This is a genomic window from Proteus sp. G2673 (assembly GCF_009915125.1).
Lineage (GTDB): Bacteria > Pseudomonadota > Gammaproteobacteria > Enterobacterales > Enterobacteriaceae > Proteus > Proteus penneri.
The window spans coordinates 1-13,267 of the sequence record NZ_JAABLT010000018.1 but is presented as its reverse complement, the minus strand read 5'-3'; the positions used below and the strand labels follow the sequence as shown (position 1 = coordinate 13,267).

The 13,267-nt window shown below is 40.3% G+C and carries 11 protein-coding genes, 2 tRNA genes and 1 rRNA gene; 3 read left to right on the top strand and 11 right to left on the bottom strand.

What is annotated here, in order from left to right; genetic code table 11:
* Nucleotides 1-54 precede the first annotated feature (54 nt).
* Complete coding sequence (gene ilvC / locus GWI59_RS08620) at nucleotides 55-1,530, bottom strand: ketol-acid reductoisomerase (RefSeq protein ID WP_109372748.1); 1,476 nt, start codon at nucleotides 1,528-1,530, stop codon at nucleotides 55-57.
* A 170-nt stretch (nucleotides 1,531-1,700) separates the two neighbouring features.
* On the opposite strand from ilvC, the gene ilvY reads away from it, so the two are divergent.
* Nucleotides 1,701-2,588 carry an HTH-type transcriptional activator IlvY gene (gene ilvY / locus GWI59_RS08615; RefSeq protein ID WP_006535847.1) on the top strand — a complete coding sequence of 296 codons (888 nt, stop codon included), beginning with the start codon at nucleotides 1,701-1,703 and terminating at the stop codon, nucleotides 2,586-2,588.
* On the opposite strand, the gene ilvA is transcribed toward ilvY, so the two are convergent.
* From ilvA to ilvL, 6 genes are all read right to left on the bottom strand, one after another.
* Entirely contained in the window at nucleotides 2,574-4,148 is a 1,575-nt protein-coding gene (gene ilvA, locus GWI59_RS08610) for a threonine ammonia-lyase, biosynthetic (protein WP_072064620.1), read from the bottom strand. The two genes, ilvY and ilvA, sit on opposite strands and share 15 nt — an antisense overlap.
* A gap of 2 nt (nucleotides 4,149-4,150) precedes the next feature.
* Nucleotides 4,151-6,001, bottom strand: a complete 1,851-nt coding sequence (ilvD, locus tag GWI59_RS08605) for a dihydroxy-acid dehydratase (protein WP_072064621.1) — start codon at nucleotides 5,999-6,001, stop codon at nucleotides 4,151-4,153.
* Between the two features lie 72 nt (nucleotides 6,002-6,073).
* Complete coding sequence (gene ilvE / locus GWI59_RS08600; protein ID WP_109396579.1) at nucleotides 6,074-7,000, bottom strand: branched-chain-amino-acid transaminase; 927 nt, start codon at nucleotides 6,998-7,000, stop codon at nucleotides 6,074-6,076.
* A 10-nt stretch (nucleotides 7,001-7,010) separates the two neighbouring features.
* Nucleotides 7,011-7,286 (bottom strand): acetolactate synthase 2 small subunit, encoded by a 276-nt coding sequence (gene ilvM / locus GWI59_RS08595; RefSeq protein WP_072064623.1) that lies wholly within the window; start codon nucleotides 7,284-7,286, stop codon nucleotides 7,011-7,013.
* Nucleotides 7,283-8,932, bottom strand: coding sequence for an acetolactate synthase 2 catalytic subunit (ilvG, locus tag GWI59_RS08590; protein WP_115065026.1), 1,650 nt, complete (start codon nucleotides 8,930-8,932; stop codon nucleotides 7,283-7,285). Before ilvG ends, ilvM begins: the two co-directional genes overlap by 4 nt.
* A 130-nt stretch (nucleotides 8,933-9,062) precedes the next feature.
* Nucleotides 9,063-9,164 carry an ilv operon leader peptide gene (gene ilvL / locus GWI59_RS08585; protein WP_072064625.1) on the bottom strand — a complete coding sequence of 34 codons (102 nt, stop codon included), beginning with the start codon at nucleotides 9,162-9,164 and terminating at the stop codon, nucleotides 9,063-9,065.
* A 451-nt stretch (nucleotides 9,165-9,615) separates the two neighbouring features.
* On the opposite strand from ilvL, the gene GWI59_RS08580 reads away from it, so the two are divergent.
* Nucleotides 9,616-11,148, top strand: a complete 1,533-nt coding sequence (locus GWI59_RS08580) for a YifB family Mg chelatase-like AAA ATPase (protein ID WP_161724480.1) — start codon at nucleotides 9,616-9,618, stop codon at nucleotides 11,146-11,148.
* 45 nt (nucleotides 11,149-11,193) lie between these two features.
* On the opposite strand, the gene GWI59_RS08575 is transcribed toward GWI59_RS08580, so the two are convergent.
* Complete coding sequence (locus tag GWI59_RS08575) at nucleotides 11,194-11,532, bottom strand: DUF413 domain-containing protein (protein ID WP_072064627.1); 339 nt, start codon at nucleotides 11,530-11,532, stop codon at nucleotides 11,194-11,196.
* A gap of 115 nt (nucleotides 11,533-11,647) precedes the next feature.
* Between GWI59_RS08575 and hdfR the strand changes: the two genes are divergently transcribed.
* The gene (gene hdfR, locus GWI59_RS08570) at nucleotides 11,648-12,469 is read left to right on the top strand and encodes an HTH-type transcriptional regulator HdfR (RefSeq protein WP_109399710.1); all 822 of its coding nucleotides are present in this window, start codon (nucleotides 11,648-11,650) and stop codon (nucleotides 12,467-12,469) included.
* A 243-nt stretch (nucleotides 12,470-12,712) separates the two neighbouring features.
* Here hdfR and GWI59_RS08565 read toward each other — a convergent pair.
* The 3 genes from GWI59_RS08565 to rrf form a co-directional block, all read right to left on the bottom strand.
* A tRNA-Trp gene (locus tag GWI59_RS08565) sits at nucleotides 12,713-12,788 on the bottom strand.
* A gap of 7 nt (nucleotides 12,789-12,795) precedes the next feature.
* A tRNA-Asp gene (locus tag GWI59_RS08560) sits at nucleotides 12,796-12,872 on the bottom strand.
* A gap of 50 nt (nucleotides 12,873-12,922) precedes the next feature.
* A 5S ribosomal RNA gene (gene rrf, locus GWI59_RS08555) occupies nucleotides 12,923-13,038 on the bottom strand.
* Nucleotides 13,039-13,267: the final 229 nt, after the last annotated feature.

Sequence of the window (13,267 nt, the reverse complement as noted above, 5' to 3'; positions counted from 1 at the left end):
GCTTGGGTAACCGAGTGTAGCCAACGCACTTATCACGTAAAGAGCGACGAAAAATTAGTTGCCGACAGCAATCTTCTTCATATCCGTCATATACCCGCGCAATGTTTTACCTACAGCTTCAATTGGGTGCTGACGAATGGCTTCATTGATATCACGTAATTGTGCATTATCGGTTCCATTATCTTGAACTTTCTTCGCTAAATCGCCAGATTGCAAGGTTGTCATAAACTCTTTCAGCATAGGAACAACAGCAAACGAGAACAGATAGTTACCATATTCTGCCGTATCTGAGATAACCACGTTCATTTCATATAAACGCTTACGAGCGATGGTATTCGCGATTAATGGCAACTCATGCAGTGATTCATAATAAGCTGACTCAGCAAAGATACCCGCTTCAATCATCGTATCAAAAGCTAACTCAACACCCGCTTTAACCATTGCAACCATTAATACACCATGATCAAAGTACTCTTGCTCACTGATTTTACCCTCATATTCAGGATAATTTTCAAATGCGCTAGCTCCTGTCTCTTCACGCCATGTCAGCAAGTTTTTATCATCATTTGCCCAGTCTGCCATCATCGTTTCAGAGAATTTACCTGAAATGATATCGTCCATGTGTTTTGCAAACAGTGGAGCCATGATCTCTTTCAGTTGCTCTGATAATGCGTAAGCACGCATTTTTGCAGGGTTAGATAATCTGTCCATCATCAAGGTGATACCACCTTGCTTCAGTGCTTCTGTAATCGTTTCCCAACCAAACTGAATCAACTTACCTGCATAGCCTGGTTCAACACCATCGGCAACCATTTTGTCATAACATAACAGAGAGCCTGCTTGTAACATACCGCACAGAATGGTTTGCTCACCCATTAAGTCTGATTTTACTTCAGCAACGAAAGAGGACTCTAAAACACCGGCACGATGACCACCTGTTGCCGCAGCCCATGCTTTCGCAATGGCCATACCTTCACCTTTTGCATCATTTTCAGGGTGAACGGCAATCAGTGTTGGAACACCAAAACCACGTTTATATTCTTCACGAACTTCTGTGCCCGGACATTTTGGTGCAACCATAACAACGGTGATGTCATCACGAATTTTTTCGCCCACTTCAACGATATTAAAACCATGAGAATAACCTAATGCTGCACCTGATTTCATCAGCGGTTGAACCGCTTGAACAACCGCTGAGTGTTGTTTGTCTGGTGTTAAGTTAACAACTAAATCTGCTTGAGGGATCAACGCTTCATAGGTTCCAACCTCAAAACCGTTTTCGGTAGCACGACGCCATGATGCACGTTTCTCATCAATCGCTTCTTGGCGTAAGGCATAGGCGATATTCAAGCCTGAATCACGCATATTTAAACCTTGGTTAAGGCCTTGTGCGCCACAACCAACGATAACGACTTTTTTGCCTTTCAGGTAATTTGCTTCATCAGCAAATTCTTCGCGCGACATAAAGCGACATTTACCCAATTGCGACAACTGCTGACGCAGATTCAATGTATTAAAATAATTTGCCATGAGGGACTCCAAAATCGTTGTGTATGTGTTTGCTGTTATTATCCTCACTCTCTGTGAGGTGTTGCATGACTTTACTATAGGGGATGAAAGCCATTGCTTAAATTGATATATTTACAAGATAGTGTTGCAAAAAATGCAACGTTCTTTTTTAGCACCTAAGGTGGGTGACAATGGATATTCGAGATCTCAAACTCTTCCTACATTTAGCTGAAAGTTGTCACTTCACTAAAACGGCACAAGCAATGCATGTCAGCCCTTCCACGCTCTCACGCCAAATTCAACGCCTTGAAGAAAGCTTAGGTCACCCACTGTTTTTACGTGATAACCGACAAGTCACTCTCACTGATGCAGGCGAACAATTAAAGCGCTATGCTCAACAAACTCTGTTGCAATATAAGCAACTGAAACATACGCTAAACCAAAATAGCCCAAGCCTTTCTGGTGAACTACGACTATTTTGTTCTGTAACAGCGGCTTACAGCCATTTACCGCCTATTCTTGACCGTTTTCGTGCAGAAAATCCATTAGTTGAAATAAAGCTCACCACTGGAGATGCGGCTGATGCCGTCGATAAAGTGCTATCTGATGAAGCTGATTTAGGTATCGCAGGAAAACCTGAAAAACTTCCTGAAAATATCTGTTTTGAAAAAATAGGTGAAATCCCATTAGTGCTGATTGCGCCCGCTCTGCCTTGCAATGTTCGCCATCTTGCAACGCAAGAGAAGCCCGATTGGCTTAATATTCCGTTTATCATTCCTGAACATGGCCCATCAAGACAACGGATCGCGCTATGGTTTAAGCGCCATCGTATCCATAATCCCTCAATTTATGCGACGGTTTCGGGACATGAAGCGATTGTTTCAATGGTTGCATTAGGTTGTGGTATTGCACTTATTCCACAAGTTGTCGTTGATAATTGCCCAGAGCCCGTTCGTAATCGCATCTCTTCATTGGATAATATTTCAATGGTAGAACCTTTCGAGTTAGGCGTTTGCGCATTACACAAACGCCTTCAAGAGCCAGTGATCAATGCTTTTTGGCGATTACTCCACAACTAAACTAGTCGTTTGTGGTGACAGGAATAACTGAAAAGAAGGATTTCCTGTCTCATCATGATACTCATAACCCAAGTCATCTAAATGTCGCTCAAAACGCCCTTGCGTTTCAGGGAGTTCAAACGCTACCAGCACACGCCCGTAATCAGTGCCATGACTACGATAGTGGAATAATGTGATATTCCAATAAGTCCCTAATGTTTTTAGAAACTTCATTAAAGCGCCCGGAGATTCTGGAAATTCAAAACTAAATAGGCGTTCTTTAAGTGGCTTATTAGGGCGCCCCCCGACCATATAACGCACATGAAGTTTTGCCATTTCATCGTCAGAAAGATCAGCCACTTGATAACCCGCAACCGTAAGTTCACGTAAAATTTCTTTACGCTCTGCGAGTCCTTGACTTAAACGTACACCGACAAAAATACGTGCATTTTCAGGATCAGCATCGCTATAACGATAATTAAACTCAGTAACAACACGTTGACCTAAGATCTGACAAAAACGTAAGAAACTTCCTTTCTGTTCAGGAATAGTCACCGCTAATAGCGCTTCACGTTTTTCACCGAGCTCACAGCGTTCAGAAACATAGCGTAAGCCATGAAAATTCACATTTGCACCGGAAAGCACATGCGCAAGGCGCTCACCTTTGATTTGATGCTGTTCTACGTATTTTTTAAGTCCTGCTAATGCCAATGCGCCTGAAGGCTCTGCAATCGCACGTACATCTTCAAATAAATCTTTTACTGCGGCACAAATTGCATCACTATCCACTGTGATAACATCATCAACATATTTTTGGCATAAACGGAACGTTTCATCACCGATACGTTTAACCGCAACACCTTCAGCAAATAATCCCACTCTTGCTAATTCAACGGGATGCCCTGCCTCTAATGCTGCTTTTAAGCATGCAGCATCTTCAGCTTCAACACCTATTACCTTAATTTCTGGCATAAGCTGTTTGATTAATACGGCAACTCCAGCAATTAAACCACCACCACCAACAGGTACGAAAATACGATCAAGATGAACATCTTGTTGTAAGAGTTCCATTGCCAGTGTTGCCTGCCCTGCAATGACTGCGGGATGATCAAAAGGCGGAACAAAGGTGTATCCCATCTCTTCAGATAGCGCGATAGCTTTTGCTTTTGCTTCATCAAAATTTGCACCATAAAGCAATGCTTCTCCACCAAATTGGCGAACAGCATCAACTTTAATATCTGCTGTTGCCACTGGCATCACAATGAGTGCTTTTACTCCCATTCGATTAGCTGACAACGCAACACCTTGCGCGTGGTTCCCCGCTGATGCCGTCACGACACCTTTCGCTTTTTGCTCAGGAGTCAACCCTGCAATCATGGTATAAGCACCACGTAATTTAAAGCTATGAACGGGTTGTCTATCTTCTCGCTTAACTAAAATCGTATTTTCTAAACGTTCAGATATTTTTGTCATCTCTTGAAGCGGAGTGACTATTGCGGCTTCATAAACAGGTGCGCTCAGCGCCGCTTTTAAATATTCAGCGCTGCTTGGCGCTGAATTTAAAGGTCTAAAGGCAGCCATTCTTAGCCCCCTAACTTAGATTTATCACGCACCGCACCTTTATCGGCACTGGTGGCTAAAGAGGCGTAAGCACGTAAAGCAAACGAAACTTGGCGCTGCCTATTTTGTGGTGTCCACGCTTTATTACCGCGAGCATTTTGTGCATCACGACGAGCTGATAACGTTTTATCATCCACCTTTAATGAGATCTCGCGGGTTGGAATATTGATAGAAACAATATCGCCTTCTTCCACTAAACCAATCACGCCACCATTTGCCGCTTCAGGTGACACATGCCCGATAGATAAACCCGATGTTCCACCAGAGAAACGCCCGTCAGTGATAAGTGCACAAGCTTTCCCTAATCCCATTGATTTTAAATAAGAGGTTGGATACAACATCTCTTGCATACCAGGACCACCTTTAGGGCCTTCATAGCGGATAATTACCACATCGCCTGCCACAACTTTGCCACCTAAGATAGCCTCTACTGCATCATCTTGGCTTTCATACACTTTTGCGGGACCACTAAAAATTAAGTTATCTTCATCAACACCCGCCGTTTTAACAATACAGCCATCTTCCGCTAAATTTCCTGATAGCACGGCTAATCCACCATCTTGGCTATAAGCATGTTCTTTGCTACGGATACAGCCATTTTCACGATCTGTATCTAAAGTTGGCCAACGACAATTTTGTGAAAAAGCTTTCGTTGTACGAATACCTGCGGGGCCTGCTTTGAACATCGATTTTACTTGCTCATCTTGTGTTAACATCACATCATATTGCGACAATGTTTCTGGCAAACTTAACCCTAAGATATTATTAACATTGCGATTGAGTAATCCTGCTCTGTCTAACTCACCTAAAATACCCATAACGCCACCAGCGCGGTGAACATCTTCCATATGATATTTTTGTGTACTTGGTGCCACTTTACATAAATGAGGTACTTGGCGAGAAAGTCTGTCGATATCTTCCATGGTGAAATCAACCTCACCTTCTTGCGCAGCAGCCAATAAATGCAGAACCGTATTTGTTGAGCCACCCATTGCAATATCCAAGATCATCGCATTTTCAAAGGCTTCTTTTTTAGCGATATTGCGCGGTAATGCAGACTCATCATCTTTTTCATAATAGCGTTTGGTTAATTCAACAATACGCTTGCCTGCATTGATAAACAGCGTTTCACGATCTGCATGTGTCGCTAATAATGAGCCATTTCCGGGCTGAGATAATCCCAGTGCTTCTGTTAAACAGTTCATGGAGTTTGCGGTGAACATACCCGAACACGATCCACATGTCGGGCAAGCAGATCGTTCGATTTGCTCACTATCAGCATCGCTGACATTTGGATTCGCCCCTTGGATCATGGCATCAACCAGATCTAATTTGATCAGTTGATCTGAAAGCTTCGTTTTACCCGCTTCCATAGGGCCACCCGAAACAAAAATAACAGGGATATTCAAACGTAAAGACGCCATTAACATTCCTGGCGTGATCTTGTCGCAGTTTGAGATACACACCATCGCATCAGCACAGTGCGCATTAACCATATATTCAACAGAGTCAGCAATAAGTTCACGCGATGGCAAAGAGTAAAGCATGCCACCGTGTCCCATTGCGATACCGTCATCAACTGCAATGGTATTAAATTCTTTAGCAACACCACCCGCTGCTTCAATTTGCTCAGCAACGAGTTTTCCTAAATCCCGCAGATGCACATGACCTGGTACAAATTGCGTAAATGAGTTCACAACAGCGATAATGGGTTTACCAAAATCAGCATCAGTCATTCCCGTTGCACGCCATAAGGCACGGGCTCCAGCCATATTACGACCATGTGTCGTTGTTGCTGAACGGTATTTAGGCATTTTTCACACTCCTGCGATAAAAAAAGCGAGCAGGGAACGATCTACCCGCTAAATAAATTTATTTGATTATGTTTATGAATTGATTGGATCTAACCAGCCGTATTTATCTTCTGTCTCACCAGTAAACAGTCCAAAGAAGGCTTTTTGAATTGATTTAGTCACAGGACCACAGCGCCCGATACCTACCTGAATACCATCAACACTACGTACTGGCGTTATCTCTGCAGCGGTACCTGACATAAAGACTTCATCGGCAAGATAAAGTGATTCACGAGAAAGTACTTGTTCACGCACCTCATAACCGAGATCTTTTGCTAATTTGATGATGGCATCACGCGTGATCCCCGGTAGTGCTGATGAAGTAAATGGAGGCGTAAAAATAACACCATCTTTTACTTCAAATAGGTTTTCACCTGCACCTTCTGATAAATAACCATGAACATCTAGTGCAATTCCTTCTTGATAACCATGACGGCGAGCTTCGCTTCCCACTAATAGTGAAGATAAATAGTTACCACCCGCTTTTGCTGCAGTTGGAATAGTATTCGGTGCAGCGCGATGCCAAGAAGAAACCATTGCATCAATACCTTTATCTAAAGCTTCTTCACCGAGATAGGCTCCCCATGGGAATGCAGCAATGATTACATCTGTTTTATAACCTGCTGGCGGATTAACCCCCATGCCGACATCTCCAATAAAAACTAATGGACGAATATAAGCACTGACTAATTTGTTTTTACGTAAGGTTTCACGACATGCTTCCATTAACTCATCAACACTTTGCTCAACAGGCATACGGTAGATTTTGGCTGAGTCATGTAAACGTTGCATATGCTCACGATGGCGAAATACCACAGGACCTTTATGAGAATTGTAACAACGCACACCTTCAAATACGGAAGTACCATAATGCAATGCGTGAGACATCACATGAACCTTTGCCTCAGCCCATGGAACCATTTCACCGTTAAACCAAATATAATCAGCTTGCTTTGTCATTCTTTTATCCTTACATGGCACTTAGTGCATTCATGAATCGTAATTTTTCTTTCTGTTGATGTAATACTTGAATACCTGCAACATCAGCTAATTTTGTTAACTGGCTGCACAGAAGTTCTAATGGTCGCTGACTACTCACCGTCAGGCTTAAGTTAATATTGTTGCTCTCTGTGATATTCATATTCATTGAGCATATATGAAAACCACGATGACGAATAACTCTCAGGATACGTTCTAAGATCTCTGGACAAAAACGGGCTTCAATTGTGATATTGTGTTGGTTCATTTTGATTTCTCCATCATCTCATCATTACTTGCGCCCGGCGGGACTAAAGGCCAGACATTTTCTGCGTCATCGATAGATACCTGTAATAAGTAAGGACCATCGCTCTCTAATAAACATTTTATTGCATCAGCAACTTGTGCTTTTTCTGTGATACGTTGCCCGGGGATATCAAACGCTTTGGCTAAGGCAACAAAGTCAGGGTTATCTGTTAAAATTGTTTCGCTATAACGTTGTTCAAAAAACAACTCTTGCCATTGACGAACCATACCAAGACGTTGGTTATCTAATAACACCAATTTTATAGGTAATTGTTTACGTTTAATTGTGCCCAGTTCCTGCACATTCATCATAAAAGAGCCATCACCAGATACGCAGATAACGCAAGCGTCAGGTCTGGCAATTTGAGCACCTACGGCCGCAGGGATACCAAATCCCATGGTGCCTAAACCACTTGAAGTAATAAAATTTTCAGGTGCATCAAATGTCATATGTTGAGCCGACCACATTTGATGCTGACCAACATCTGTTGTCACAACGGTATTTTTAGGTTTGGCGTCTGATAATTGTTTTAATAATAAAGGGGCATAAATCGCAGAGCCCGGATGATCATAACGCCAAGCATGTTCTGTTTTTAATGCTTGTACTTCTTGTTGCCAAGATGCGATAGATAATGGCTGAGACAAAACAGGCAACAACACCTTAGCATCCCCCAATAACGCAACATGAGCTTGTTTTAATTTATTTAATTCTGCATGGTCGATATCGATATGGATAACTTTGGCATTAGGTGCAAAAGTATTTAATCGCCCTGTCACGCGATCATCAAAACGTGCGCCAACAGCAATTAATAAATCACTACGCTGAACAGCATAATTTGCCGCTTTAGTGCCATGCATACCAAGCATGCCTAGATAGTTGGCATTTGATGCATTAGCACAACCTAGCCCTTTTAAAGTAGAAACAACGGGTATTTCTGTTTGCTTCACAAATTCTCTTAACGTTTCCACTGCATTACTCATGGCAACGCCACCACCTACATACAAAATAGGTTTTTGTGCCTGTGCTAACATCTGCTTAGCTTGTGCTATTTCTTGTGTTGGGTAAGGAAATTCTTGCTCTTCTGGTAATTCATAATTTGATAAATGGGAAGCATCGGCTAATTGAACATCTTTCGGGATATCGATTAAAACGGGGCCAGGACGACCTTGAGAGGCTATAGAGAATGCCTCTGATAACACTCTAGGTAATTCATCAACAGATGAGACTAAAAAACTGTGTTTAGTACATGCCAATGAAAGACCTAAAACATCTATTTCTTGGAATGCGTCAGTACCAATCAAATCGGAAGCAACTTGTCCAGTGATAGCAACAACAGGCACAGAATCTAACAATGCATCAGCAAGTCCAGTGATAACATTAGTAGCGCCTGGGCCTGATGTCGCGATACAAATACCTGTTGTCCCCGTAGCGCGAGCAAAACCAATCGCAGCAATTGCAGCACCTTGTTCATGGCGACATAAGATATGTTCAACACCGCCATCATAAAGAGCATCGTAAACAGGCATGATCGCACCGCCAGGATAACCAAAGACTGTCTCGACTTGATGTTTTCGTAATGCCTGTACTAACCACTGTGCTCCATTCATTCTTTCACCCTGCCATCTTAACTTCTTGTTTAATTTAAATTTATTTTCTATTTCATCTCTTTTTCAAACTCTGGCTCAAAAAAAACCCCCGCGCCTTTCGGTGCGGGGGTTTTTAAGAGATCCGGCTAGTTTAGTTAGCCTTTCTTCGTCCTAGTGCAGCCCCGCACGGTGGGTTAATAATCACCACCACGCTGATAATAATTAGGCTAATCACTAGGACGATAGTATTCATAGTTTTATAACTTCTTTTCTTATTTAAAATGTATATTTGTAATGTTGTGTTGTGCTTTCTTTCACTCTGTCCTTTTAGAGTTATCATGATATTTTAGAATTGACAATGTTTATTTTAAAAAAAAATCTAACATAATGAATTTCATATGTTTTTTTATATCACAAACACACGACAGAGTTTTAATCTATAAACCATTTGTTTTATAGTTATTAATACCAAGAAAGAACACGTTATTTTGTTTTTTCTACTATTACATTTTATTATTCCAAGTTAAGAATCAATAACATTTTTCATTATATTTATATTAATTTATTAAATTAATTATTTAAAAAATTAACTGTTATATTTCAATGATTTGAATTATTCTTGAGATATCTCGCATTTATTTAATTCTTTATTTAACACAAAAGAAAAAATAATTTAAAAAGAAAAAAATAATGGAGAATAAAAAATGGCATTAGCAATAATATATACACGTGCTTCTTTAGGAATATCAGCTCCGCTTATTACTATCGAGGCACATATTAGTCAGGGATTACCTGGATTAACATTAGTTGGATTACCTGAAACTGTTGTAAAAGAAGCAAAAGATAGAGTAAGAAGTGCATTAATTAATAGCGGATATACTTATCCTGCAAAAAGAATAACGATTAATCTTTCACCGGCCGATTTACCCAAAGAAGGTGCACGTTATGATTTACCTATTGCACTAGCAATATTAATTGCATCCGAGCAATTAAAATCAAATAAATTAGAGCGTTATGAGTTTATTGGAGAACTTGCACTTTCTGGAAAATTACAACGAGTTAATGCCGTTATTCCTTCAATCCTTAGCGCTTCAAAAGATCATCGAATATGCATTGTATCAATAGAACATCAAACTGAAGTTTCATTATTACCCAATAGATCTGCTTTATTAGCCTCTCATCTTTTAGAAATTTGTCATCATCTAGAAAATAATACGCCATTAATTGAAACAGAAAGCTTTATTATTAACGATGAAATTGAAAATCAAGATAATAAAGATATGAGCGATATAATTGGTCAAAATAATGCAAAAAGAGCAGCAGAAATTACAGCAGCAGGAAATCACAATATTTTATTTCTTGGGCCTCCAGGAACAGGAAAAACAATGTTAGCACAAAGGATAACTACGCTTCTTCCTCCTTTAACGGCTAAAGAAGCACTTGATGTATTAATCATTAGTAGCTTAAGAGGTCTGACATTTAATGAAAGAAAGTGGCCTACAAGACCATTTAGAGCCCCACATCATACTTCCTCTGCTGTTGCTTTAACGGGAGGTGGCTCTCTTCCTAAACCTGGAGAAATTACATTAGCGCATCACGGTATTTTATTTTTAGATGAATTGCCAGAATTTGAGCGTCGTGTACTTGATGCATTACGTGAACCTCTAGACGCTAGAGAAATTACTATTTCACGCGCAAAAGCTAAAATAAGCTACCCTGCTAATGTATTATTGGTCGGTGCATTAAACCCAAGCCCAACAGGGCATTATCAAGGTAATCATAATCGAGTACCAATAAAACAGATCCTGCGCTATTTAAGCAAGGTTTCTGGACCTTTTTTAGATAGGTTTGATTTATCTGTCGAAATGCCACTTCTTCCTCAAGGTTCGCTTATTCATCCTACATTTACCACTGAAAATAGTTCAACAATTAGAGAACGAGTTCTAAAGGCTAGAGAAAGACAATTTTCACGATGTGGAAAAGTGAATACTTATCTAACTGGAAAAGAGATTGAAAGCTATTGCTCATTAAATACCAGTGATGCCACTTTTCTTGAAGATACGCTTAATAAATTAGGACTATCGATACGAGCTTGGCACAAAATTTTAAGAGTATCGAGGACTATTGCAGATCTCGAAAATGAAGAGAAAATACAGAGAAATCACTTGATTGAAGCTTTAAGTTTTCGTGCAATGGATAGATTAATGATCTATTTACAAAAACAATTAGATGGGTAAATAAAAGGAGCGAAAAAACGCTCCTTTTTACTAAAACTAATGATATTAATCATCAGAATCGGTATAGTCATCAGATGGATCGAGCTGTGGCTTTCCACCCGATAATGTATGAAAACGTTTTGGACGACTTATACGACTAGTATATTTCTTCCAAATTTTTTCTTCGATTGTTGCTGCTTCTCGTTCGCCACGACACATGGCAACAAATAATTTTTCCGCTTCAGTTATAGGCTCTCGTTTGCCTAAATCAAGCTCATTAAAGGCTTGACCATGACGTTCCAATATCTGGGATTCCTTGATAGTGAAATCGCCATGACGAGAAAAACCACGCGGATAATGTTTATTGTCAAAAAAACGATTAGTCGTGATAAAACTTTCTGCCATCTGACACACTCCTAATTCTCTATCGTCATACTTATGGCGCGGAGTATTAGATAGTCATGCGGTTCTGTAAAACAAAATATTTAAATCGTAACGACAAATTTTTTTGGAGATAGATGTGGATACCGAATTACTGAAAACCTTTTTGGAAGTCAGTAAGACTAGACACTTTGGACGAGCCGCTGAATCTCTTTATTTAACGCAGTCTGCGGTTAGTTTTAGAATACGACAATTGGAAACACAACTAGGCACAAATCTGTTTACTCGCCATCGTAATAATATTCGTTTAACTGCCGCGGGTGAAAGGCTAGTCCCCTATGCTGAATCGTTAATGAATACATGGCTTCTTGCTAAAAAAGAGATTAGCCATGCTTCTCAACATTCAGAGCTATCAATTGGCGCCACAGCATCACTCTGGGAAGCATATCTAACATCTTGGTTACAGGAGTCTTATTTAGAAAGAAAAGAGCTTAGAATCGAATCTAGAGTCTCTACACGGCAGTCTCTTGTAAAACAACTTCATGCAAGAGAACTAGACCTTCTTTTTACAACTGAAGCACCCAAGATGGATGAATTAGAAAGTAAAATTATTGGTGATATTACTTTTCAGTTGATGAAAATAGCATCAAATAAAACAGAGAAAATAGTACAATTTATCAAAATTGAATGGAGTGCTGATTTTCAGCCTTTTCTTCCTAATAGTGAAGTGCAAAAGATTGACCCTATTTTAACCACTAATTCTGCAATGGTTGCTTATCAGTTAATGAAAACAACACAAGCAGTTGCATTCCTACCTACACATTGGCTCGATCTCTATTCAGATCTAGCACCAGCCTCAACAGAAATTATTCAAAAACCTTTATTTGCGGTTTGGCTAAATACTAGTGATCAACAAGTATTGATACAACAATTATTAAAACAACCGGTAAATCATCAATAAAGCTTAAATCCATTCTATATGTATTCATAGCATTAACAAATCACCCTTGGAATTAAGCTTTACTCTAGAATTTTCATTACATATTACAGGAAATATTATTGATAAATGTTAGTAAAATCAGCATATTGATAGATCAATCGATGGGAATATAGTGAAATAAATATTGAGAATAGATAACAAAAAGCCCAGTTAATTAACTGGGCTACAAAGAAGTATAAATTTTGTTATTACTTAATTGGTAATTGGCAGGGGCGGAGAGGCTCGAACTCCCAACACCCGGTTTTGGAGACCGGTGCTCTACCAATTGAACTACGCCCCTAAATAGTTGGCGGAACGGACGGGACTCGAACCCGCGACCCCCTGCGTGACAGGCAGGTATTCTAACCAACTGAACTACCGCTCCGCGTATTCTTTTCGCGATTAATGTTATTTAACATTAACGCTTTAATTGATGCTTGGCAGTTCCCTACTCTCACATGGGGAGACCCCACACTACCATCGGCGCTACAACGTTTCACTTCTGAGTTCGGCATGGGATCAGGTGGGACCGTTGCGCTATGGCCACCAAGCAGAATTCTTCAAATTCTTTAATTATTCGTCTCTTCCTGAGACTCACCCCTTTGGGGCCAGTGCTCTGCACTGTTCCAGTTTGTTCCAGACAAACTGGTCTGTTTTATTACCCGTTACTCACCCTTCATCAGTTCGTAACCAGCAATATTCAATCTTAAACAAGCCTACTTCATTCATCTTTGTCTCTCAGACAAAACACCTTCGGTGTTGTCAGGTTAAGCCTCACGG